Source organism: Bradyrhizobium sp. CCBAU 51765 (genome assembly GCF_015291725.1).
In the GTDB taxonomy this organism is placed as follows: domain Bacteria; phylum Pseudomonadota; class Alphaproteobacteria; order Rhizobiales; family Xanthobacteraceae; genus Bradyrhizobium; species Bradyrhizobium liaoningense.
Genome location: NZ_CP030038.1, coordinates 991,664 through 1,016,076, shown reverse-complemented (window position 1 = coordinate 1,016,076; position 24,413 = coordinate 991,664). Strand labels below are relative to the sequence as shown.

Sequence of the window (24,413 nt, the reverse complement as noted above, 5' to 3'; positions counted from 1 at the left end):
ACCTCACGAAAGCGGAAACTTGGGTCCGAACAGCGCGCGCCATGCCTTCAGCGCCTCGCCGTTCTGGCCCTGGCGCACGAGATTGATGGCGATGCTGGCATCGCGGCCGGCCTGACGCAGGAGGTCGCGCGCGCGGGTCTTGCGCGCGGTGTCCATGCCGTTGCTGATCGGCGGCCCGAGGCCGGCGGGATCCTGCCATTCGTCGAAGATGCGGTCGGCAAGCGTGGAGAACAGTGCCTGCAGCTCGTAATCGAAGCGGCCCTGCCAGCCGCCATGAAGGCATTGCAGCGCCATCACCTCGATCAGGAACGAGGGCTTCACCGGCTTGTCGGTGCCGTGGCGGGGATTGTTGTTCCAATATTTCACCATGCGCACCAAGCCCTTCCATTCATTCGAGAAGGCCTGGTGTGCCGTGACAGCCTTCTGCGCGTGGATGTCGGGATTAGTCTCGATCCACCTGCCGGTGTCGGTGTCGGGGATTTCATAGTCGTCCCCATTAGCGAACGCAGGCACTGTGTCGACGCTGACGACGCGATAATCGGTGTTGTCCTCGGCGTCGACGACCACGCCAAAATCGATATTGATCGAGCGGCTTTGCTTGCGAACGGCGTTCTTGCCGTATTTTTCGACAAGAGCGTCGTAGCAAGCGTCGAGCACCACGGATGGAGCCTTGTTGCGGTAGTGCCGTTCGCTCTCCTTCAGCACGAAGAAGATATCGATGTCTTTGAGCGGCTTGGTTTTGGTGTGACGCGCGTAGGAGCCGGTCAGGAAGCTGCGCTCGACCGCGAATTTCGTCTGCAGATACTCCCGTACCTCAGTGTGGCGCTGGCTCGCGTTCTTCTGCTCGCGGTCGTTGAGCTCGAGGCGGCTCTTGAACTTGCGGAAGGCTTCGTCAAGGTTGATCATCCGGCTTTCCTCCAGTACGCGGCACTGCCGCCCAGTCCATTGTGCTCGATGGTCGATCCCAGGCTGTGCCGAACGAAGCCTGCCGTCGAACGGAGCGAAGTGTCGCTCCAGCCCGCCACGTAGGGGCGGCCGTCCGACGTATCGACGACGATGCGGTAGCTGGTTTGGCTGGGCCAAAGCCCCGCTTTGAGGATCGCGTATTTGATCTGGTCGGTGTCGGTCCAGAAACTGCCGTCGCCCGACGCGCCGTAGGCGATGTCGATGTCCCAGCGGCCCACGAGGCGGTCGGTCGTCGGATTGTAGACCTCCAGCGTGACGGACCTGAGGTGTTGGGAGTTCAGCCAGGTGCTCAGGCCGCTCATGAGCACCGTCCAGTCGCTGACGAGTTTGGAGGGATCAAGCCCGCTCAGCCGGATGATATCCTTCAGGCTCTTGAGGATATTGTCGGCCACGTAGGTGACCGAGTGCGTGTAGGAATGGACGCCAACGCTCGTCATGATCCCATAAATCCTTTCTGGTCGAAGACCAACACGGCGGCGGCCGCGGCATTGCCGCTGTCGCTCTTCTCGATACCGTCGCCCAGCGCGCGCGCCGTGATGCGCTCGGAGTGCTTCTTCAAGGCGCTCTGCACCCAGCCGAGATCGTCGGGCAAACACGGCAGCGAGACGCGCCAATTGCCGCTGAGCGGGTCGAAGCCGAGCGCGTCCTCGTTAGCGTCCGACGCTTCGATCGCGTCATCGTCGTAGACACAGTAGATCCGCGTCCGCGGGCCGTCGCAGGTCACCACGATGGCATCACTCTTGGGCGCATGGTCGGCGATCACGCTGGCAGCCACGCCCGAGACCGCGAGCAAGTCGTTGCGCGCGGCCGTGTTCTTGCCCTGTGTGAGCAAATCGACGATGGCGGTCCACGTCGCCATGGCATCGCGGCCGGGTGTGCTGATGAATATCCGGCTGGCAACGGTCGTCATGCTTTCTTCTCCACGTTCAACCGGCTGGCCGTCGCGGCCTTTGCGGCGGCGAGCAGCTTGTCCGAGGTCAAGGTGTTGGGGTCCATCGCGATATCGCGCGTGCTCGCCAAGGCATTGGCCACCATCTTGCGGATGGCGCGGCCATCGAGTCCGACTGATGCCGATGCCCAGCGCGCAAGGTCGGCGGATTTCGCCAGCTTCCCGATGGCCGGATAGGTTTGCGCCAGACCATTGAGGCAATCCGAAAGGATCGCGGCACAGGCCTCGGCATCCGGCAGCGGGACGTGCACGACCAGGTCGCAGCGCGAGGTGAAGGCCGCATCGACCGCCTTCGCAAAATTGCTGGTCGCCAGGAACAGAAGGTGGGGATTCTGTTCGGCCAGGACATCGAGCTGAACCAGGACCGCATCCGTCGCGCGGTGAACGTCCACGGGGTTGGCATCCATGCTCAGCTTGTTGCGGTCAGCGGCAAGGGTCTCGACCTCATCAAGCAGGACGATGGTCGGCCCACGCGCAGCCGCTTCGGTGATCGATTGCGCGAACAGGTCGGATACGGCGCGTTGCGTCTTGCCCATGGCGGCGCTGGTCAGCGAATGCGGCTCGACCTCCAGCAACTGGAATTTTCCGTTCTTGAACGATTGCGCCGTCCGGTGGGCAAGGCCGCGTGCAAGGGACGTCTTGCCGGTGCCGGGCGGGCCGACCAGCATGATGACGCCGTGGAGCGGCAGGATGCTGCGGTCGACCTTGCCGCGGATGCTGAAGTTCAACATGGCTTGCGAAAGCAGCTGATCCTTCACGGACCCGCTCAGGATGATGGAATCCCACAAGCGCCCCAGCGCGGGATCCGGCAACGGGCGGATCCGCTGTATGCCTTTGGGCCGGTTGAAGTCGGGATGGGCGGTCATGATCTGCTCCTTATTCTCATTCAATGAAGCCATTTAATCAGAGTGCAAAAATTTTTATCCGATGCGTTGGTAGACGAACTCGACGCCGCCGCTCTCGGCGACCGCTTCCCGCCGAAGCAGGAAACCTTGCTCCCACAGTTGCTTGAACTTCATGCTGGCGTTGTTGATCGAGATACCCCTGCTCTGTGCGAACTCCGAGGCGCGGCACTCAGGCCGGCCCATCGCGAACGAGAAGGCCTCGCGTGTTCCTTCGCTCGGCACAGCGCCAATCAGGTTCGCCGAGCGATCGTGCCAGACGAGCATCGGCTGCTCCTTCTTTTCCGCCGCTGCGCCGAGATTCTCGATCAGGTCCTGATCGCTGAGGTCGACGAGGCAAAAGCCCTTTCGCGTACGGAAGCGGCGGGCCAGCTCAACGATAGTCTCGGACGAGAAGGAAATGTCGAGCCTGTTCACGCCTTTCATGGACACCTTGAAGATTAGAACCCCGGGACTGTCTTCGACAAACCGGAGCATGCGCTGATATACTTCGCGCCCCTGGTCGCGGCCCCAGCCCTCACCCTTGTCCATGACGTTGCGCAATTGCAGGACTCGCACCCTCTCATTCATTGGCTTCATTTAACCAGATTCGCGGCGGGGTTCAAGACCCTAGGCCAAAGGTGAAGGCGATATGGGTTCCCCACATGAGCGGCAGCCCCTCGTAGCAGTGGGCCGTGTTGGGACGGTAACTGCCTTGCGCCGGGGTCAAGAGAACTCGCTGTTGCGGGAGCCGCACGTCGAGATTAGCGTTAAACTTGATGGCCTTGCCGGCGCAGCCCTTGAGGCCGCAGCCGCGATCCGTCCCGTGACGTGACACGCCCTGCCTGAAGATTTCGACCAGCAGGTCCGTATCCGACAGGTTGTGCAGGCGAGGGAATTCGGATCGGAGAGAGGGCCTTAGCGTGTCCATGATTCCAATGCCGCTGTCCGAAACCGCCACCGAAAGCCGGTTGCCGCCAGAATACACCTGCAGCGCCGCATAGCCATCGAGCGCGGTCCGGCTGTGCGAGAATATGTTGTCGATAAGTTCGGCGAAAATCGTCCAGGCCGCCCCCTCCAACGCCGAAGCGTCCTCGCGATCGCCGCAGGAGCGCATCAAGGCGTTGGTCAGGCGGGTGGGAAGATCCTCGTCGCGCGCATCCTTGTTGATGCGGGCAATCTCGACAAGGGCCGAGTTCGCGCCGCGATGATATTCGGCCGCGGAATAAACCGGCCAGCCCTGAACGATTTCAACATCACCCGCGAGGTGATCGAAAAATCCCATGCGGTTGAGATACCCCATGGTGCCGGCGTCGCCTTCCTGAAAGTCGAGAAGCACCGTGCGCGTGGTCGATGCCAGTTGATTGATGAGCGAGAGAAGGCGCGTCGCCGCGTCGACCATGATTTTGCAGCCGACAGGAAATTCAAAGATGACCTGATAGGTGCCAGCATTGTGCGGGCCGCAGGAGCTCAGCAGCGCGCGTTCGAACCTGGTGATGTCGATCCATTGCGGCGGGAAACGCACTATACACTGCACGTCGAACCTCAGGTGATTCGCAAAGGATTGGTAATATAGGGCGAGTCGTCGGGATTCGAACGACCCCAAACGCGGATTTCACCGGCGCGGATGGCGATCTTCTGCGTTCCTTTCGTTCACAGGCGGCGAACTCCGTTGGCGCGATTGGCCCGGCCAATGACAAATTCCTATGTCCACGGAGCTTCACCGCAAAAATCCGGGGTTTCGAGAAAAGCCTATCTTTGAAGAACTTCTGCGCTGTCAAAAGCGACGGCGGAGAGGGAGGGATTCGCGTCCCCGTTAAGCTGGATACCCCACCGCTGATCGGAGTGGTCCCGCGGCGCCCGAGCTAACCATCCCCTAACTCGGGCCCGCCGGTTCCTGACAACAAACTACCGCCAGCATACCTCTACAACCGTTTGGGACGGGTCGTAGTGAGCCTTTGGGCGTGGGGGCAGTTGCCTGGATCGATACGCATTCAAGGCAGTGCTAGCGGGCTCTTCCGCCGTGTTACTGCTTCAATAGCTCGCTGACATCCACACCCAGCGCCTTCGCCAGCTTTGCCAACATCGTGACCGATGCGCTGTAGACACCTGTCTCCAGCTGGCTGATGTAGCTGCGATCGACTTTCGCCTGAAACGAAAGCTCTTCCTGGCTGAGTTTTCTCTCGTGGCGGAGGCGCCTCAAGTTCCGAGCGACAATCTGCTTCATCTCGTCCATCGACGGCGAGATGCTTCCTGTTGAGTAAACTCATCAATTGAGTATACTCAACAAAGAGGAGAGGCTTGTGCCGGTTGATCTCGAACCTTTCATTGAACTCCCAGGGCGCGATCGTGCCGGGCAGGCATACCGCTTCGGCTACCGATGCAAGGAGACAGGTGTCCCCGCCGCTATCGTTGAAATCGCGGCTACGACGGTAGCTCAATTCGTTCCACTGCAAGTTTCCGCTCGAATGACGACAGATGGGAAGATCGTCGTCCACGCTCAACTACCAGACGTCGATCACGGCACGCCTAGCCGCGAATCCGAGGCGATTTCCCTCGTAGAGTTGGTTGAAGCAGCTCTTAGCGTCGACAACCTCCGCATGGAGGAGGCCAGCCGGCGCGAACTCCGCAGCTTCCTCCGAGCGCTCGAGATTTCTATCCAGCGGGTAAGGATTGCCCTCGCGGCGATGTAGCTCGATGGCGTCATGGCATCAAACTTGAGACCGAGCAGCCAAGATCACTCGCCTTGATCGCACAATAGGGACGTGATCACACACCGGCGTGGTCCCTTGGCTTTCCCGCGCCCGGCAAGCACCGCACGTTACGCGAATCAACGACCGATCCGTTCGCCTGAAGAGCTTGACGCGCGATGCGAGCTGGCGCCGCCTTTTCCGCTGCGCAGCGCGAGCAACGAAGTATCCGGTTGCCTTCCTGGCTCTGCGATTGTCGATCCGGCCAAGCTTGACTTCGAACTCGTCATCGACGCCCGCGCGTGACGCAAGATCTTCTTGAGGAACACGGCGGATATGAGAAGCCAGCGAGCTGCCATCGAGACGCAGACGCAATCAATGAGGGAGAGCCTTGGCATACGCCGCAATTGGCGCCATCGCTACTTGCGGTATCCCCAACTCTTGGATGTGCAGACAACGACTTAGCCGCCCATTGGCGCCAGTGCTTTTATCTTGCCCTCACTCCCGCTGCTCTTTTTGCTGTGCGCTCTTTTGCGATAGCGATCGTTACCCGAAGGGCCGAGACACCCGTAGGGTGGCTCGGTGAGGAGCGAAGCGACGAGTAGAGCGCGGGCCGAAGGCATCGCCCGTATGCCATCAGCACGCTATCTTCACACAAAAATCGAGCGCTCGGCACGCTTCTAAGGCATCAATTCAAGCCTCTCAGCTGTCCATCGATTGGTACAAATTCCAATGCCGATGGAGCGATTTTCTGCATCGGAACGAAGAGAGAAAGCCATCGAACGACCTTCAGCTCCGGTCAAAATTCCGCTCCGTGCGAGTGCGTTTCTTCGATCGCAATTGGATGTCTCGCAGGCTGTTCAGCCGCCGCTCGCTCTTCTACGTGCGCTCAGTTGGGGCGCTCTTACACCCGTCGGCGATCTTCAAAACTTGGTTTCCGGAAGGCAAGAAAGGGCCCCCGCGCAATGCGCGGGAGCCCAACATTCTGACCTTGTCGACAGGGTTCCAGATCAGGAAAAAGCCACCGTCACCGCCAAGGCCAACCATTCGACCAAGATTGGCGCAGAGCTTGCGGCCTCCCAGGCCGGGTGCTGCGAGTGACAGGCTGACATAGTCCGTTCCGCGGCTCTCGCCGGTCAAAATCTGACCGGATCCGACCTGAACCCCTTGGATGAAGATGCGGAAGTCCGGTGATGCATTGCCGGATTTTTCGCGGTTGGGCACGATGTCGATATCGGCGCAGACAGGCAGGAATTTGAGCTGGCCCCTGAGCCGCCGTGAGTTGTGCGGGTGACGAATCCGATCGCGGTCATCGTCTGTCTCCTTCGTTATTGCAGGGCCGATGCCCTGCGATGGCGAGACCGTCATGGCGGCCGGCCTGCATCCGAACCCCTTGGGGCGAAGCGCAGCGGCGCACCCGAGCGCGCTCCTTTTTTGCAGCGAAGCGGCCGCGAGGAGCCGGCTTGCCGGCGGAGAAAAAGGAAGCGTGCGAGGGTTTCGGATGGGGGACGGCTGCCATAGGTCGTTACGCCATAAGCAGGGAATCGTCCCTTTCGGGCGAAGGAGCCAGGCCTTGCCGCAGAGCACCGGTCACCGCGTAAAACGGCGCTTGGGCAACGCTTCGAGGCATGCGTCACTTCTCGAGTTTCTCGCGATCCGGCCCAGATTATTTCGCTTGGCAAGCGGCTCGGTTTCGCATCCGAGGCGTGGTCCTGGTACCAGCTATCAAGTCGAATCCGGCGCTATCAGTCGCCCGCGCAGATGGCGATTGAGTTCGCGAAACACCCACGAAAACGCACCCAAAAGCTCGATTAGTTCCTAACTCGGCGCCTCGAACCGGCGTAAATTGCGCCATGAATCCGTGGCTGCGCGCCCCCCTTTTGAGGAAGAAAATGCACTTCTGCCAAAGCGCGCAGGAAACGCAAAAAGCCCCGCCTCCGAGGAGGCGGGGCCGACGATCCCCGGCGTCAGTCGCCGCTGCGGCGCGACCAGATCAGGGTGAAACCTTCCTCGCCTTCGACCTTGACCAGCGAGGCATAGATCGGAGCCGGGAAGCTCGGATCGTCGAGTTTGACCGAGAGATATTCGCGCTCGCTGTCGCGGGCGGTCTTCTTCCAGGCGGCGCCGAACTCGGTCGACCCAGCGAAAATCCGGTAGTCGGGAGCCTTGTCGTTGTCCTTCTCGGAGGCCGTGAACTTGGCCTTGATGTTCAGCGTCAGCGTCTTGATCGAGCCGGTGTAGCCGTTGTCCGAAGTGGTGAAAGTGCCGATGGTCGCCATGGTGATCTCCGTCTGTCTGTTGCTCGGGCCGCGCCTATCGCAACCTCGATGGCGATCCTTGGCCCGGGGAGCGATCGGCCCGCAGCCGTCAGGCCCGCAGCGCAGCGCAGGACGGCGAAAACCTGCTTTTTTGTCTTCCCGCGAGGAATGCCGCCGCTTGGCGGCAGGGGAAAAAAGCAGGCGCGAGCTGTTGCGGGAAGGCGATCGAGGCCCTTGCCGTCCCTCGGGCCTGATCAGCCAATCGAGGGTGCGTTGGACGCGCGCCCGTGACCGACTGACGGCGATGACCATGGCTGCCAGCGCCCACCACAGCATTAGACAACGGCGGAATCGATCAGAGAAAGCCGACGTCTGCGGATCAATCGCAAGGCCGATTCACCGGACAAACCAGCAAGCTCGATTGCATTTACGCATCGGGAACCCACCGCGCCGGCCAGGATTGTTCGCGCGATTGCGCTTTGAATACGCCAGATCTGGATACGACCAGTGCCCCGACCCTGATCGCCTCCCCGCTATGAAAGGGAGGTGCGCCACAGCCTGACCGGCCGCTGCCAGCCGCGGAGACCGGAGGGATCGCGGCCCGCCTCTGGAGATGGGCCGGCGTGAATAATCGCTCGCTTCACTTTGCTTGAAACGGCCGCGCGCCGTCAGGTGCGCGGCCGGAATTTGACGGCAAGCCGGGGCCGCTCCAGCGGCCCCGGGTCACCTCTTACTTGGCAGCTTGCGAACAAAAATCATTGCGCTGCGCCTCGTCTGGCGCTCCGACCTGATCGTCCGTTTCGGCCGTGCGCAGCAACGGCGGCAACCAGTCGGTTGCCGCCAATAATTGCTCGGCGGCGGCTGCCATCTCGGTCTTTTTCATTCCCGAGATGCGTTCGGCGGCTTCCTCACCGACGCCTTCGCGGACGGCTTCAAGGATGACCGCCTTGGTGACCCGGCCGAGATAGCTTTGCACCGTCGGCCGCCAATATCCGGTCATGTCAAGGGCGACAGCCCCGGCCAACCGGCTGGCCGCCGCCGAGGCGCGCGGCCGGAGGTCAAATAGCAATTTGACCGCATTGACCGTCAATGCCGTGCAATGGGCGAACAGCGCCATGCGGCTGTCGTGGTCGAGTTCGGTCACGAATTCCCACAGCTTAGCGACGTCTCGCGGCATCTGCCTGGCCCAATTGGCATGGCGATCCGACCACGCTTTCCCAGCCGGAGTGTCCTCGATTCCGACCGCATGCGTGGCCAAATCCGTCTTGACCGGTTGTATGCCGACCACATGGGCATTGGCGCCGATATAGAAGATTTGTGCTGCGAGCGCGTGCGTAACCGCCACGATGGCAACGTCCGGCTGCTCACTCAGATTGAGACGCAGCCCCAAAGTGCGATGCGCGGTGAGGTCACGAACGAGGGTGTCGGACAGTCTCTGCTCCTCGTCTTCCTCCTCGTTTTCTGCCTCCCCTCCTTCACCATCGCGCGTGGCTCGATCGTCCCCTCCACCCTCCTCATCCGGCGCTTGTCCGTCGCCATCCTCCCCCGCTTCGGGGCGGGATTTATCGTCCTCGGGGCGGATGAAACCTCGTTCGATCCTGACAGTGCCGTCATGATTGAGGATCACGAACGCGCCGCCGCGCGCGACATCGCCGGGATCGTAGGCCTGCCGTTTCGCTTCCAGCTGCTCGATTTTGCTCTCCAATTCACCGAACCGAGCATCCACTTCATCAGACAGCTCCTCGGCCGTTTGATGCTGTTCGGCCAGCCGGTCGAACTCGGATTGCGCGGCTTGGAGTGCGGTCTGATCTTCCGGCGAAAGCTCGACTGGATGCGGGTAGGCGCGACGCATGCCGTGGGCGTGTGGGAAGTCGAGATGGGGTTCTGTCCACTTCCATCCCTCGGCGGCCCGCAAGGCGTCCGCCTCCCGGCCAAGCCGCGCCGTCACCAGGAGATCGAGCAGCGCCACATCTTCCAGATAGCCGCCCCGGTCCTCGGTGAAGAGGTCGCGGAGGATCGTACCGCCCGCCTCCACGTAGGCCTCGAGCCCGACAAACCTCGCGCGGCGATCTGTTGCAGCGATGTGGGTTTCGGTGAGCAGCCGGCGGATGGTGCTGGCATCCCGGTCGTAGGACATGCGCTCATAGACACTCTCCTGCCGTGCCTGATCGTCGGTGATCGCAAAGGACATCAACTGCTCAAGGGTCAGATCGCCGTCGCGGTAGAGCTGGATCAATCGTGGAGAAACCGCACCCAACCGGAGGCGCTGCCGCACCACATGCGGCGTCACCCCGAACCGCGCGGCGATCTCCTCCGCACCAAAGCCACGCTCCTCCGCAAGCCTCCTGAACGCCTCGAACTGGTCTGCGGGGTGCATATTTTCCCGGGTGACATTCTCGTCCAGGCTGATCTCGTGGGGGTCATTCGCGGTGTCGATGATGCAGCGGATCGGCTCGGTGTTCCTGATCTCCTTTCGCTTCACCCGCAGAAGCTGGGCAAGCCGCCTGCCCTCGCCAATGGTCACGAGATAGAATCCGGTAGCGGCTCCCTCTCCATCCAACTCCGGCTCGACCACCAGATTTTGTAAGATGCCCTTGGCGGCGATGCTCGCCGCATAGCCCTCGATCGCCGCCTCGCTGTGGGGCGTCTTGCGCGCATTGTTCGGTGACTTCTTCAGCTTGTTGAGCGGAATGAGAACCTCCGTCCCGCTCGCGGGAATGATTTCAACTGATTTGGCCGACATGATCATTCTTCCTTTTGCTTCCATGGGTGCAAGGCGCACTCCGCGCCTGCGCCCCTGCCCGTCGGCGAGACCGGGGGTAGCAAGTGCCAGGGCGCCCCGAGCGGAGGGGGATCGCCCGCCCGATGAGGGCCGCTCGCAAGAGCGGGTCTGCACGAGCGTCTGTCAGACGTTCGAGAAGGTGACAGCCCGTTCGAAAGCACGGAAGACCGGGGAGACCGCTCGGGGCGGCGCCGGCGCCAGCCGGCGCTTTACCCTGGCACGCGCGAGGGGCGGAGCCCATTAGATCCGAAGCGTCGGAATGTTGAGCAAGTCAGCGCAGGTGAAAACAAGAGCAGAGTGAGAGGATCAAAAGAGGCACCCGCAAGAGGGTCAGCATAGCGCCGACGCGTAGCGGCGGGACCCGGGACCGAGTGCAGTCGCGAGACCGGTTAATAAGGCACCCGAGCGCGGGACAGTGATAGCGACGCCGGCATGCAATGCCGGCGGGGCCCGCGAGTCCGGCGAGCGACACATTATTATCTGCTGCTCGCGCGAGGGATCGAGGCCGAAGGCCGAGACGCAACGCGGCTCGGTTCACGAGAGCCCGACGTGGCGATAGCCGCCCGCGCCCAATCCAAAAAGTTGGGCCCTGGCGCCATCCGGCTCGGAAATTCGCCCCGAAGACGGCTATGCCGTGCAGGGCGCGTAGCTCGGAATGGACAGCTCACGGCCGCGTGTTGCACACACTCGGAATAAGCGATCACATGACGCCGACACGCCTCGCGTGCTCGTCGCTGAATCATTGGGCAATACGTTGATTTTCCTTCTCGAAGCAGAACGACGCACGTCCGTTCGCCGCCTCACCAACTTGCGCGGCTAAACTCTCAACTAGTCCTGCTCGACGGGCGCTCGGCTGACGGCTCCGATCAGCCCCAACCAGCTGCCGAGTTCTTCAATCTTCGAGGAGAAGATTGTATTTGGCTTGTCGACTGCATGGCTCCTTGAAGTCCCTTGTTGCGGCCAAGCCCGCTCCCTGACACTCAAGTCGGCTTGCGCCGAAGACACGAGTCAATCTATGGTAGCTAATCCCTTTTTGCTGCCAAGCGCTATTGCCTCACAACCATGATCGAATGTCTTAGGATTGGGTCACCCGCGGCCTTTTTTCTACTTAAGCGATCCACCACCTCGAACGGATTTGCAGTTGCGTTCGGCCGATCGAACCCCGCAAACATCTTGCGCTGTTCAAGGTCTGGCTTGAGCTGCCATCCAGTTCTGAGACGATGTATCGGGATCGCTCAAAGGCAAATTGACGCTACTAAAGCACAAGAGGGCGCGATACGACTAATTAGCATGAGCGCGTCTAAGCTTGTCTTCCGGTCGAAAACCCCTGACGATCTGACTAATTTTGCTGGCTCTGCGGGAGCTAGTCAGTATGCACCGTACGCTTGGACCAAGGCGGGTTTTCCGCCTGCACCGGGATTGGTGCCTGTTGGAGCAATCATATCAAGGCAATGAGCTGAAGCCTCAAGAGTGATACTTCTCGATGCGCAACAATCGTGAGAGCGTTAAAGGTAAGAAGACGGCTGCCGCGCGGAAGGTCTCCAAGCCGAAGTCCCGCGACCCAAGCTCCTTTGTGGAAGCCATCACCGGTGAGAGCTGGACCACGCCCAGCGTGTTCGAAGACTTATGTTTGCTAATGCTCAGCGAGCTTCTAGAGCGCCCCTTTCGACGAGCCAGGGCGGGCTTTCAAGAAGGTCGCGATTTAGACTCCGATCTCGGATCCATCGTTACGCATGTAGAGTGTAAGCGGTACAGCGGGAAGCTAAAGGATCGAGAGATTGTAGGCGAGCTAGCTCAGTCCATTGTAAAGACGCCGAGCTTAGAGGTGTATGTGCTCTGCGCAACCACTGCGGTACATGCCCAGCTAGCCGCGCAGATGAGGCAGGTCGCAGCCCCTCACCTCATCGAGGTTGTGTTTCTGGACTGCAAGGAACCTGTTTCCTCTTTGGCCCTATGCTTCGCTGCGACCCAATCTTGGCGAAATGTGGAGGGCGCGGCATGGGGACGCCTCAAGAAGATTACCCAAGAGCTGGACGAGCTAAAGGCGCATCCGAGCGCAGAAGACTTGCTCGTTAACATCTACGATAGCTTATCTGGGATATCGGCAGGCTTGGCCGGAGTTAGGCAGACGATTGCTTCCGAACTGAGAGATGTATTCCGTTCGGACGGAAATTCTCGAGCCGCATTTGGTCAACCACTAGCAGTCCTAGCCGAGGGGACTCGAATCGAGCGTCCTACGGTCGACAATCAACTCTCGCGTTGGCTGGCCAACTGGCCAAGCACTAGGCGCCCGGCTCTTGTCATGGGAAATGAGGGGGTCGGAAAGACATGGTCTCTCGCGGCTTGGATCTCCGGCAACCTCGATAGGTTACCGCCAGTCTTGTTCATAACAAGAATCGACATGATTAGCCTGAACTTGTTTAAAGTTCTGGCGGCCGCCCTGCGAAAGTGGGCCTCGGGCCCCACCGAGGACGTCTGGGAAAGCTGGGTGATTCGCAGGCTTAGTGACCGCCGGATGTCGCCGTCACTAACTGTCGTGTTCGACGGACTTAACGAACGTCCCAGCGCTCAATGGCAAGAACTGCTTCAGCAAGCGATCGCTAAAGCGCCAAAGATACAAGTGATAGTGACAACAAGACCGCGTTTCGCAGAGACACGTCTAGCGTATTCCGGGCCACCGTCATCTGCAAACGAGGGCTGGTGCTTGCAAGGCCAGCCCCACGGCATCCAAGTCAACCCCTTTGATGACTCTGAACTCGCTAGCGCGCTATCTCAAGCTGGTGTCGAAGACTACGAACTTCCGAATAGCGTCCTCGATCTTATCCGCGTGCCACGATATTTTCGTATCGCCTTTGAGCATCTCGGCACGGTCAGAGATTACGGCAGCGAAATTACGGTCGAGCGCTTACTCTTTCATGACTTTCGCAATCGGGTATCGCTAGGCCGGTTTTCACTCGTTCGGAGCATGCCCGACTACAAATGGCAAGAAGCGTTGGAGCGCCTAACCGTAGAAAAGCGCGACCAAATACATCGACCGGAAGGCGGGCTCCGACGGATATTAAGAGAACGAGAGATCGAAGACATACTTAGTGAAGACAATCGGCTTGATGCTGACGACATTGAAACGTGCCTGAGCGAAATTACGGAGGGCAAATTATTCAAGAACCTAGGTAGAGGTCGGTACGAGGCCGAGCCCCGGCTCGTACAATATGCACTTGGCGCTCTTCTCTTCGAAGAAGTCGTCGAGAAACTGGAGTTTGGCTGGTCAGCGGCCGAGCAGCGACTCGCTGAGTTTTGTGATCCTTTGGCCGGCCTGGACTTTTTGGCGTCGATCGTCGGCACCGCCGCAGCCATCGCGCTTTTATCGGCTGATAAATGTCCGGAACAAGCTAAGACGCTACTGCTAGTTACATGGGCCGACATTCAAAACGCAGACATTACGGCACTTTTTGCTGCATATGCTCGCACGGCTCCCAAAACATACTTGGAGGTTGCAGAACTCTTAGACAGCCGCAGTGCGCTCAGAGGCCAGAGCGGCGATTTTATTCTCGACGCTCTCCTGCGACTGCGAGACGTTCCGGAATTTCAGCATTCGCTTATGGAACACTTCTTATCATGGATCGGTTGGGACAAACGCATTTTCACTTATGGTCTGTCAAAGGCGACAACATTCGAAAGCATCCGTTCTACGTTTGGCCTTGATATTCCCGACCGGACGGCAAACCAAAGTGGTGAATTGCGCCGCATCGCCATGACGGTAATTGGGAGTGGCCCACAGCTGCCTTGGCTCAATGTGTTCTTGGCGAGCTGCTTTACGGCCGTTTCTCAGCGAAAAATGGGATCTCTGTCAGATGTAACGTGGATCGTCCGTCTGAATCGACACGACCCCATAGAGGCACATACAGCCATAAGACTGATTGCCCAAAAGCTATCGAAAATTCCTGGGGCCCTTTGTAACGCAGTTGGGTGCGTTCTACTTGCGATCGTCGGAGGATCAACAGACCAAAATCGAATCAGCTCTCACTATCGAAACGAGCTTCGCTCGCTCAACGTCACGGGCGCCACACAACTGATTGGCGCGGTCAGCGGTGAAACGAAGATCGACGAGGCACTTGGGTGGATTGATCCGACTGCGGAGTTTCCAAGGGTGCGAGCCTCAGCAATCAACGAAATCGTCACGTTTGGAGATTTTGTTCGAAGCGCCCGCGAGAGCCCTGCTGCAATCTCCAGGATTCAGCCCTTTATTGTAAAATTCCTCGATAGCTATCTACGCAGCGATTCTGAGAGGATCACTTTTCCGCAGGTGTTGAATTGGCACCTACCGGCCATTGTCACGGCCCCACTCGTGCAAACGAACATAAAGGAAATAGAACTAAAGCTAGATGAGTTGGCGCAAAGGCTGAACTCCCTCGGTATCAGTTATACAACAATCGACCGACTTCAATATTTCGTTGAGCTTGTATTTGGATTATCGTCAGCCTCTAAAAGGAAGCAGCTGCGATCTTCTTGGGCGCAGTTTGATTTGGATCGAATTGCTGCGGATGAGAACTGGGGTAGGCTTGCCCGTGGGTTTGCTGCAGATGCAGAGCCGGAGAATTCTCCCGACACGAGGAAGAGAGCAGGGGCGCTAAAGGATTTCAAGTTTGACACGATCGTAGCCACCGGCGACCAACAAATGGCCGCAGGACATATCGCGGAGTATTTGAATAACTGGGACCATATGACCTCTCGGTCGAGGTCGGTGTTGCTCGCAGCATTGAACAGCAATGTCCAATCTGTGGATCTCAAAGCCCTGGCCGAAAAATGGTCATGGGTAGATAGCGTTGCAAAAGAAGAGCAGGTTTACGGCGCCTTGCTCTTGGCTCGAGATCAGACTCTATCGATCGAGACGTTGACAACGCACTTGCCTCCCATTTTTTGGGCTACCGCGGCGATGGCACGCGAGCATACGGATGAAAACTTGGTGCAATGGAAACGTGCATTCGACAGCTGGATTACAAAATCCGAAACTAATCCAATCTTCGATGTTGCCACTTCGTTGACCTTAAGGACTCTCGAAAGCCGCGGCGATCGGCGCAAGACGTCCGACGTTGTTGGTCACAACCTGCAGTTCCTTTCGATACTATCCGAAGGCAAAGGCCGAGGCCTTGGTGGCTGGATCAAGACCATGCGAGAGCAGCCCAAAAGGGCGCGCGGAGAGTTCGTACGTTTCATGCACTGCATGCTAATAAGAAGCCTTATGAGCTTCGATCTAAAGCTAGCCAGGTCTCTTTGGCGATCCTTCTTTGATTCAGGACAGGAACAACTCGCCCCGATGCGTCACAGTCGCGATTTGATTCACAGCCTGACAAGTTCCATTCCGTTGTTGGAAGATGAGTGGCTGCAGTCGGCGTTGGACTTGTACGATAACGATCTGTCCCTGTTTGAATTAGCTCTCAACTGTAGCGCCGATGCGAGGAAGCGCGATTGGCTAACGGGAGTCATCGCGCGGGACAGATCAAGTTCTGTCGATTGGCGAATGGCGCGGGGCAACGTCTTAGCCGGATTTGCGCTAGTGGATGTCGGTAGGAAATTTATTGGCAAAGCGAAGGGGGGATGGGCAGAGACAACTGCAGCTATGGCCGAAGTCTGGCATCTTAGAAATCAATATTCAGCTGTGTGGTACGGTAGGTACCTCCGCGAACCAGGAACCATAAAAGCGGTGGCAAATTTAGCGTTACACTTGGCGTCTGTAGATGCAAGAGCACGTATCTGGCGCGAAAAGGAAGAAGAGGGTGCCTTTGAGAATCGTCTCCAGCATGCCATTTTGTATGCACACTCGATTTCGGAATTTGAAACGGATAATACCCGACGCCTGCAAGAGACTTACCTTGGATGGCCTCGAAGTGACGCTGGTTAGATGAATTTTTTGAGTTATCTCGTTGTTCGCGCCGCTAGTTCCGTTTTGGGCTGCCGTTTCTCGAATCTACACGATGTGTCGTCTACTTAAGACAAGCGATCGCCCATCCACTTTGCCGCTCTAGCTGCCCAACCGGCTTTGACGCTGCCGGTTTGAACTGGCAGTGATTTTACTGGCGGAGTCTCGGTGTCCAGGTAGCTTCGCAAAGCAAGATCGCTTACCAGATATCCCCAATTGACCAGATCCTCGGTCTCGCTTCCACCTAGGAAGTGCAGCCAGGTTCCTATCGATGCTAAGCGCCGCCACCGCGCCTGCGCCAGATCGCCATGCTCTGCAGGATAGTTTGCCGGGTTGGTAGCGACACTCCAGTAAGCCCCTCTGACGGCAAAGTGCCGCCGCACCTCGGAGCTTTCGGGAAGGAGTTGCAGTGAAGGATCACCCGCCGCCTCGAAGCGGGAAATTAAATCTCTCCGCCGCAGCGCGCGAACCTGATTATCTGTCGTATCAAGCACGCGCTTAAGCTGAGGCAACCATCGGTAATATCCGCCTAAAGAAGTACTCCAAGGCGCTCCACCGTCGCTGACCAACAAAGTCCGGCAACGCTCGAGCAGGGGTTGCAAGCCATGATTGTCGTAGACGCCCCCGTCGCTCAAAACGGCTCGGCGCATCAAGGCTGGCTCTGGCGGCCGTGGGACAACCCCATCGATCGCCTCGTTTACAAAGTTGAAGCGGCTGAGATCGAGCCGGAGCGGTGACAGCACTGGCGGAAATGCGGCCGAGGCCGCGACAGCCGTAGCTAGGTCCAAATCCGGGTCGCGATGCAGGCCAAGACGATAATCAGCAATGTACCCGCGAGAGAAGCGAAAAAGCGAACCTGTGGTCAGATTACTTGAGCAGAAAATAAATCTTGGCCGGATTGGCAATCTGTTGAGATTTGCATCGGTACCAAGCAAATCGCGATAGCGCTTTGTCACTTCTTGAGATGCTGTGGTCCATGGTGCTGCAATTCCCCAGGCGATGGAGGGAAAGTCGACCGTCGTTTGCGCAAATGTAAGAAGCGGCCGAAGAAATCGCTCCTCGAATTTCGCGGCCACTCCGCTGCCGGCGTCGAACTCGAGCTGGTCCCAGACCGCCCCGAGGAGACCCGAAGCGATTGATCCGCCCGAGACCGAAGAGATAGCGTCGATCTTTGCGAGGTAGCCAAGCTCGTTCAGGCGGGTTAGCGCCCCCGCATGAAACAACATCGCCCTAAAGCCGCCGCCAGACAAGCATAGTCCTAGCTCTAAGTCGCGGTCCCGGCGTCGAGGGACTGGCGGAGCAAGGCTTAAAGAAACGGATTCTTCGTCGATCGAAGTTTGGGAGGCCGGATACTCATCGACAACAGTCATCGCCAACTCCGACGGAAGACCTTGAACTTTATGCAATGCGGCGCATCGTTGCTACGATGCTCGGACGAACCTCTTCAGCCAGCGCCGGTCATATCTTGAGTTCAAGATCGAAAAAGAGATCCTTGCTGCTCAAATCGTCTGTGCTCTTCAGCTCACTCTCAGCCTTAAGCGCCTTCAGCAAAGACCGGCGTGGCACTTCCGTATTGCTCGTCGTCTTTCCGTGCTTCCCCGGCAAGGTTGATAAGGCGGTTTTGAGACGCCTCTGGCCTCCCCGCTTCTTAAATCCTTCCCAAAGAAGCTTCCTTGGGGTCGCGTTGAGGCTTCCATGATGGCCGACCTTATAGAGATCCACTGTCGAAAGCAGCTTGCGAACTTCCTTGCTGTCCGGCGCGTCCTCAAGCGCATAACTCCAATTCTCAATTTGAGCGTCACCAGGGAACAGCAACTTTTTATTTCCCACTTCAAACAGCAAAATGACACTCGTGTTGTTCATTTGGTTGTCGAGCGACCGCACGATTTCCAGAACTTGTTGCCCGCGCAATCGCTGCAGCCTATCCCGAAACCAACGCGCCTCGGGCGGCGTACGCACTACGGCCTTTCGCGGTCGCTGCTTTATCCCATCTGCAAGGGGCCGCGTTCTCAGTGAGCTCGCACCCGCTAGCAGGTGCCAGAACTGGTCGGCGTCCCTGCTGCGCTGCTTGCGAATTTTTTCACTCTGCTCGAGACTAGGAGGTCCCAGCACCCGCACCTTTACGCCAGGAAGAAGCTTTCCTAAGCCAGCATCGGAACCGTAGCGTACCCACTTCGCCTTCGCCCCTCGTGCTTTCCCCATCGCGATCAAATTCTCGACGGCAGACCGGTTCTTGATATTGTCCATCCCGAGAAAGCGCAGTTCTTTGGCGAGTTGGGGCCCCATCCAGGATGGCGGATGTGCTGTAAGCGCCAAGACCGCCTCCGAAACTCTATGCATAGCATCGAGACCGGAAACGAAACTTTTCTCAGAGCGCGGTGAATCGGTGGTGGCGCGCTTTGCGTTCTTCGCTGCCCGGGGGTCTTCCGTCCACGGCTGGATGACGAGCTTCGGTTTCAGCTTACGGATGATATCTCCCGATTTGCCCGTTTTACCATCGAGGCCGAAACCACTGATGTGATCGGCATGCCGATGGGTGGCCACGATAGCTGTGAGCTGGCCGCCGCAATCCGCTGCGATCTGCTTGGCAATCTTTGGCATATGATCAGACGGCTTTTTCTTTGGGGGAAGCTCGGTCGTCCCAAAGTCGAGCAAGATATGCCGCTTCTGCTTCTCATACACAAAGGTCAAAAGGAAGCAGTCCCCGAAGCCGACCTGATATGAACGCAAAACAACCTTCTTCGGAACATTGGCCATAGATTACCAGCCTTCCTGAGGAAATCTGCGGCTATCAAGCGCGCGGAGCCGGTGTACGGCGGACAAACGGGCAGCTGACAGGCGCGCTCCACCCTTACTCGCTCTCAGGAGGCCTGCTTCATACAGATACTTGAGCCGGTCAGATTGACGTGAACCAAAAACGTCGTTGTGGATCCAGTATTTTAGGCGGCCATAGTCATCAAAGATAAGCGTGCCACCACCGTACAGCGGGGTTACATCGCTATCGTCGTCCTTGGACAGCTCTTCACTTGTCCCCCCATGTTGATGGGCGCCGAGCGGCGCGCTGCCGTTGGAAGAACGTGCAGTCTTTTTTCGCCGCGCCTCTTTGAGGTCGCGCTCAAAGCCAGGCGGCAGTTTGATCTTTTCGGCGCGCAGCTCCTTTGGGGTAAGTCGGGCCACCTGATAGTATTCGGCAACTGTCTCATGGAGGGTGAAGCCATCCTCACCTATCCGCGTACACGGTCTGACCGAAAGGACCTCAGTATACGCGCCAGGCCGAAGCGCAAATTTCGTACGATTATCCCAGAGGAAGCGGAAGATCTCATCTTTATCGGTCCGCATCGATTCGAATCGGACGTTCGAGTAGTCGAGATCCAACGGGGGCGCCTGCCAGGTGCCGCTTAGAGTTCCCGCCGCGGGACGAAAACCATAGGCCTCGAACGCCGCCTTGGTCTGGGCCCTCAACTCATACCTCTGATCATCCGGCCGAAGCTCCTGATCAGCTGTCAATGCGCCGCTCAGCGCATCACCAAACTCGACATGAACGGGCGGCATGTAGTCCAGCCCGCGGATCCACATCGTGACCATCAGATCAGCGATATCGGCCCCTTCCTCGGCAACGCGCTCTAACGGCACAAGGGCGTTAACGCCAATCGCGATGTCCTTAATGCGCTTTGCCCAAACCGATATGAAGGCGTGCAAAACAGCCGCAACAAGCAGTTCTCCTCTTCGATGCGGCTCGCGGTATTCTGCAGAATCGCGCAACTTTTTGTTCAAAGGGATCGAAGCGCTATTCCTCAATGCGCTGCCGCGAACGCCCTCCAACTCCTGTCCCATCTGTTGAGCCAACGCGAACAGCGCGTGCGCCTTGAGCGCATCGACCCCAGCGTCGGCTGCTCTCATCATACTGTTCGGGACGCCCTTCGTTCGTGTGCGGCCCCCACGCAGAAGCTCTAGGACAAGTTCACGTTGAGCAAATACCGAGAGAAGGGCTATTACATCTGAGAACCCCTCATGAAATGCGGCCTGATCGGCACTTGAAGGATCGAGATACCGCTCTCGCAACGCATCAAGAAGTGCATGAGTTGTTTCGTGCACCACGACATCGTGCGAAAGGCACGTGTATACAGGCGCACCACTGCGGCCGAGAAAGTATCCAAAGACGAGCCCTTCGGCATCGGGAGTGTAAAATGCGTTTGCATCAAGCATCCCATGTGGAGCTATCTTGATCTGATGGGTCCGGAAAGACCAGCCGATACGGCGGCCTAGCGCATACTCGAATCTGGATAGTGTTTTCATGACCAGCGCGTACACATTCTGCGCATGAAAACGAAAATCGTGAACTATGCTGGGGCTACCGCTTTTCCATGCGGCGGGCTCTTGCTCCAATGCAGCGGGCAGTTCATGAGCGCCATGAAACCTGTCTTCGGTTGCGTCATAGTCAACGATTTGAACCCGGTACCCGATCGGCCCGCGCTCAAGCAATTCCTGGGGTATCTGGATTCTCGACATGAGAATTCTGCCATCCTGTCGCTTGACGGCAGGATCCTGCGCAATAACGTGCAGCAATCTTGTGTTGGAACGGCTTCGCGTCTTGCCGGGTGTCGCCTTCGGAGCCACCTTAATCCCCCAGACTATTGCGGCTTCGGATACGCAATCAGCCGCACTCAAAATAACAACTAAGACAACGCTAGCCGCCGCCTCGTAAACCGCTGGCTTCAGTATTCATGGTATACATCTTGCCCGACAACGCCAAATTGCGCAATGATAGCTATCACAATCGACCCAACTAGGCCTATTGGAGCTTTCAATCTCCGATTGGCTAGGACCTCCAAGAAGGCAAGTCAGTGGGGAAGCGAACAAAAAGGACAATCGAGCTTCTTGGGCCGGCTGGACTAGGCGGCGACCATGCTCGCCGGGGCTTTCGCTTTCAGGACCGGTGGATAGCCTGGAATTTGGCCAGCTGGCTGAATGATCCTGGCTTCCAAACCATCATCAACGAAGGCGTCGATGATGTTGATGTCAAGTTTTTCTATCCGGCTAAGGCCCGGCAGCCAGCTATAACCATCTGGGAGACGTTTCAGCTCAAGGATACGGTACTTAATCTTAAGACATTCAACGAGATTTTGAACAATTTCCAGCGCAAGCATCGCCGCTTCCCTGCGACTTTTGCAAAGTATCATGTTGTTACTACTGATTGTGTTGAACGATTGCGGGGCATCCAGGCGATCCTCAAAAAGACGAAGCAGCTCATCGTCAATTACGGTCCGCGGTCACAAATTGGCAAAGGCGCGGTGCACGAGTTGACGAAGAAACTTAAGACGCTTCGGATTGCCGTAAAGGCGAACTTTCTCCTCAGTCATGTTTACCTTGATTTCCAAGCAAGCTGGTGTGGAGGCGACAACGATCACTTTGACGAGGTTTTCCATAGATCGCTGATCGGGATTGGTGTTTCCGCGGAAAGAACAGCCGAAGTTGGCGGACGATTGCTCTCCCTGATTTCCTCGCCGCCGGCGGGCGCGAGCATCTCGCGCGCGTTTGCACTCAACATCTTGGCCGAAGCAAAACCCGGCGAGCCAGCCGGACTGCCCCTCTCACTTAGACAGCCGCTTGTAGCCAAGGCGCAAGGGGTATTCGACAAAGGTCGTCCGGCTTACGTCGGCATCAACGTGCGCCCAGATGTGTACTGCCGAATCAGCCTGTTTCCGGGCGGATCCGCACTCATTGGATTTTCTAATGGCACGTTTGGATTGATCGATTGCGGGCGGGTTTCGTCATCGAGGATAATACCTTTCTTGTACGAGAGAGGCATAGAGGCACTTGAGTTCATCGCGATCTCACATTGGCACGTAGACCGATATGACGGCGTGCTATCTATCGCGAGCACCTTGAAGAGTGTGCGGCAACTGTGGATCCCACAGTATGAGTACATCCCAAAAGCACAGCGGCCTCGGTTCTTTGATCAACTGGATCTACTGACTGCGAAGCACCCTAAGCTTCTTAATGTCATTCCTGAACAGGCACGAACGACTCTATATAGAAGCTCGAAGCGATCAGCCCGGCCGACAGCAGTCGTGGAGGCCTTTCGCGCAAATGCTGGAATTCCTATTGAGAGAATGCGGAGTGGCCAGGCGGCTAACGATTTAGGCTCAGTCTTCCGCATTTCCGTCGGAGCGCGCGCGTTCCTGCTTACCGCTGATACAACAATTGCCCTGTGGCGGAGTCTCCTGAAGGCGTTCGGCGGTTGCCGTATGTTTAAGTCAGACGGAATTACCGTTCCTCGCGCTGGCTCGAAAGCCTATATGAATCGTGAAATATTGCGAGATATTACCGAGACTGGCGGATTCTACGCCGTCCTTAACCCAGACCCCCGCTTTCGTCTGCCCGACGCTGAGGTCGTTGAGCTCATACGCTCCGAACAAGGGGAGATTCTTCTGTGTGACGACGAGCCCATTCATCTCATGCTGACAAATGACGGCCTTTTCGAGCAGCGTTTTCCGAAATAGCTCATAGGAAGAACTTATGGACTGGATGCCCGCAGAGAAAGCGATTGAGGACGTACGTGTCATTGCCGCCCCCGAGCCTCGAGCTTCAGCCGATCTTGAAGCACAATTAGCGAGAGCCTTATCGCTCCGCTGGGAAGAAGTAGTTCTTAGCATTGGGCGCACACAGATGCTCAGCACCTCCCGGACAGGCCTCTCTCTCGCTCAGCGAGACCGTCTTGTACGCGATGTCAGCGTAGCAATTCTGACCCAGATAGACATCTTCTTGGAACGCAAGAGCGATCGCTTTACATTTCAAACGCTGCTAGAGGAGCTCGCCGACGAAGAGAGAACATCAGTTGCGAGCAAAGTCGGCGCTGCAATTGCCGATGTCGAAATGGAGAAAAGCGGCTTCCGTTTTCGGGCAAACGCGAGAGAATTGACGTTTGAGCAGTTTGAGGCAACTCAATCGAAGAACATTCCAGACTTCGTTTATGATTCTGGCAGGGGCGATGAAACGACACCATCCGATGTTGTCGCGGTGGAAGCAAAAGGCAGCCTCTCAAGATTGAGGGCCACGAAGAGTCGACTAAAGAATTTAGCTAAAAAAGCCTACGAAGCGCAGGTTCAGGCTTTCGTGGGCAGCACGGCGAACGACAGCATTGCCGTTACAGGAGGTTGTGCAATTGCCTTTGGCGCCACACCGGGTAACGGGGACTGCACGCTTCGTCTTTACGTCTCAGCGCCGGCCGGCGGGACCGACTCGGGAGGGGCAGGAGCTGCTGTAAGAGGCCCGGGCTTGGGTGGGGCGCGCATTCCTCGGTCGCTCTCTTCGGCCGCGAACGCGATGCAGCAGCTTGACAAGAAGCACGAGATTGAACGTGAGTCGGCCACGTTGGATCCACAGGCGAACGGGAATGGGCCCGGACATCACAGACCGGGACGAAAACGTCGACGTGGACCGAATGCGCATGGAAGGATCGCTTTTGCGAACTATGAGACCGTATTCCGGCTATGCGGCGCGGCCAACGCCGCGCTCATGTTGCGCCAGTGCCTCGACGGCGCGGTTGAACGTGAAGATAATCCAGTGATGCAAGCGTTCTATCAATCCAGCTCTGACGACCGTTTCCTCTTTGGAGGCACTCCCTTTGCCAAATGCTGGTCGCCCAGCGGGTACTTCGCGATCTACAAGCCTGCCGCCGAAGCAATCTTGGAGGCACTAGCGGCCAATCGCTCAACACCGCCAGATTCCGTGACACTTCCCGAACTACCGAAAGATCTCAGCTGGGAGCATGGAGCATTCGCAGCCCAAGCGGATGGACTCACCTGGATGAGCATGGTTAGAGGGGACTTTACCACGAAGATTTGGAATCTATCATCAGGAAAATGGTGATCAGGCGTCAACCGCCGGCTCTAAACCACCGATCCAATTCTAGACGAAAGTCCTTGCGGGGCTCAGAGGCCGGGTTCTTCTCAGTGGCAATCCGCCGC

General features: G+C 57.8%; 17 protein-coding genes. 4 read left to right on the top strand and 13 right to left on the bottom strand.

Translation table 11 applies throughout. The features are described from left to right. Window positions 1-3: 3 nt before the first annotated feature. From XH96_RS04690 to XH96_RS04660, 7 genes are all read right to left on the bottom strand, one after another. A complete protein-coding gene (locus tag XH96_RS04690; protein WP_194391270.1) occupies window positions 4-906 on the bottom strand; it encodes a CBASS oligonucleotide cyclase in 903 nt (300 codons plus the stop codon). Then, window positions 903-1,403, bottom strand: coding sequence for an HORMA domain containing protein (locus tag XH96_RS04685; protein ID WP_194391269.1), 501 nt, complete (start codon window positions 1,401-1,403; stop codon window positions 903-905). Before XH96_RS04685 ends, XH96_RS04690 begins: the two co-directional genes overlap by 4 nt. Next, the gene (locus XH96_RS04680) at window positions 1,400-1,876 is read right to left on the bottom strand and encodes a hypothetical protein (RefSeq protein WP_194391268.1); all 477 of its coding nucleotides are present in this window, start codon (window positions 1,874-1,876) and stop codon (window positions 1,400-1,402) included. The genes XH96_RS04685 and XH96_RS04680 overlap by 4 nt, the downstream gene beginning before the upstream one ends. Further along, window positions 1,873-2,781, bottom strand: coding sequence for an AAA family ATPase (locus XH96_RS04675; RefSeq protein WP_194391267.1), 909 nt, complete (start codon window positions 2,779-2,781; stop codon window positions 1,873-1,875). Before XH96_RS04675 ends, XH96_RS04680 begins: the two co-directional genes overlap by 4 nt. 54 nt (window positions 2,782-2,835) lie before the next feature. After that, complete coding sequence (locus XH96_RS04670; protein WP_194391266.1) at window positions 2,836-3,396, bottom strand: hypothetical protein; 561 nt, start codon at window positions 3,394-3,396, stop codon at window positions 2,836-2,838. A 22-nt stretch (window positions 3,397-3,418) separates the two neighbouring features. Further along, entirely contained in the window at window positions 3,419-4,321 is a 903-nt protein-coding gene (locus tag XH96_RS04665) for a sensor histidine kinase (protein ID WP_194391265.1), read from the bottom strand. A gap of 501 nt (window positions 4,322-4,822) precedes the next feature. Further along, window positions 4,823-5,032 carry a helix-turn-helix domain-containing protein gene (locus XH96_RS04660; protein ID WP_194391264.1) on the bottom strand — a complete coding sequence of 70 codons (210 nt, stop codon included), beginning with the start codon at window positions 5,030-5,032 and terminating at the stop codon, window positions 4,823-4,825. A gap of 67 nt (window positions 5,033-5,099) precedes the next feature. On the opposite strand from XH96_RS04660, the gene XH96_RS04655 reads away from it, so the two are divergent. Continuing rightward, window positions 5,100-5,489, top strand: coding sequence for a hypothetical protein (locus tag XH96_RS04655; RefSeq protein ID WP_194391263.1), 390 nt, complete (start codon window positions 5,100-5,102; stop codon window positions 5,487-5,489). Between the two features lie 876 nt (window positions 5,490-6,365). On the opposite strand, the gene XH96_RS04650 is transcribed toward XH96_RS04655, so the two are convergent. The 3 genes from XH96_RS04650 to XH96_RS04640 form a co-directional block, all read right to left on the bottom strand. Beyond that, window positions 6,366-6,854, bottom strand: a complete 489-nt coding sequence (locus XH96_RS04650) for a DUF736 family protein (RefSeq protein WP_246789958.1) — start codon at window positions 6,852-6,854, stop codon at window positions 6,366-6,368. Between the two features lie 599 nt (window positions 6,855-7,453). Beyond that, window positions 7,454-7,765 (bottom strand): DUF736 domain-containing protein, encoded by a 312-nt coding sequence (locus XH96_RS04645; RefSeq protein WP_194391262.1) that lies wholly within the window; start codon window positions 7,763-7,765, stop codon window positions 7,454-7,456. A gap of 709 nt (window positions 7,766-8,474) precedes the next feature. Next, a complete protein-coding gene (locus XH96_RS04640) occupies window positions 8,475-10,487 on the bottom strand; it encodes a ParB/RepB/Spo0J family partition protein (RefSeq protein WP_194391261.1) in 2,013 nt (670 codons plus the stop codon). A 2,440-nt stretch (window positions 10,488-12,927) separates the two neighbouring features. Between XH96_RS04640 and XH96_RS04635 the strand changes: the two genes are divergently transcribed. Then, window positions 12,928-16,425 carry a hypothetical protein gene (locus tag XH96_RS04635; protein WP_194391260.1) on the top strand — a complete coding sequence of 1,166 codons (3,498 nt, stop codon included), beginning with the start codon at window positions 12,928-12,930 and terminating at the stop codon, window positions 16,423-16,425. A gap of 86 nt (window positions 16,426-16,511) precedes the next feature. Here XH96_RS04635 and XH96_RS04630 read toward each other — a convergent pair whose 3' ends face one another. The 3 genes from XH96_RS04630 to XH96_RS04620 all read right to left on the bottom strand — a co-directional run bounded on the left by XH96_RS04630 (window position 16,512) and on the right by XH96_RS04620 (window position 21,060). Beyond that, window positions 16,512-17,813 carry a patatin-like phospholipase family protein gene (locus XH96_RS04630; protein ID WP_194391259.1) on the bottom strand — a complete coding sequence of 434 codons (1,302 nt, stop codon included), beginning with the start codon at window positions 17,811-17,813 and terminating at the stop codon, window positions 16,512-16,514. Window positions 17,814-17,901: 88 nt separating this feature from the next. Continuing rightward, complete coding sequence (locus tag XH96_RS04625; protein WP_194391258.1) at window positions 17,902-19,200, bottom strand: hypothetical protein; 1,299 nt, start codon at window positions 19,198-19,200, stop codon at window positions 17,902-17,904. A 3-nt stretch (window positions 19,201-19,203) separates the two neighbouring features. Then, entirely contained in the window at window positions 19,204-21,060 is a 1,857-nt protein-coding gene (locus XH96_RS04620) for a hypothetical protein (protein ID WP_194391257.1), read from the bottom strand. Between the two features lie 335 nt (window positions 21,061-21,395). Between XH96_RS04620 and XH96_RS04615 the strand changes: the two genes are divergently transcribed. Then, on the top strand, window positions 21,396-22,946 hold the full coding sequence (locus XH96_RS04615) for a hypothetical protein (RefSeq protein ID WP_194391256.1): 1,551 nt from the start codon (window positions 21,396-21,398) through the stop codon (window positions 22,944-22,946). A 16-nt stretch (window positions 22,947-22,962) separates the two neighbouring features. Next, window positions 22,963-24,315 carry a hypothetical protein gene (locus XH96_RS04610; RefSeq protein WP_194391255.1) on the top strand — a complete coding sequence of 451 codons (1,353 nt, stop codon included), beginning with the start codon at window positions 22,963-22,965 and terminating at the stop codon, window positions 24,313-24,315. Window positions 24,316-24,413 lie beyond the last annotated feature (98 nt).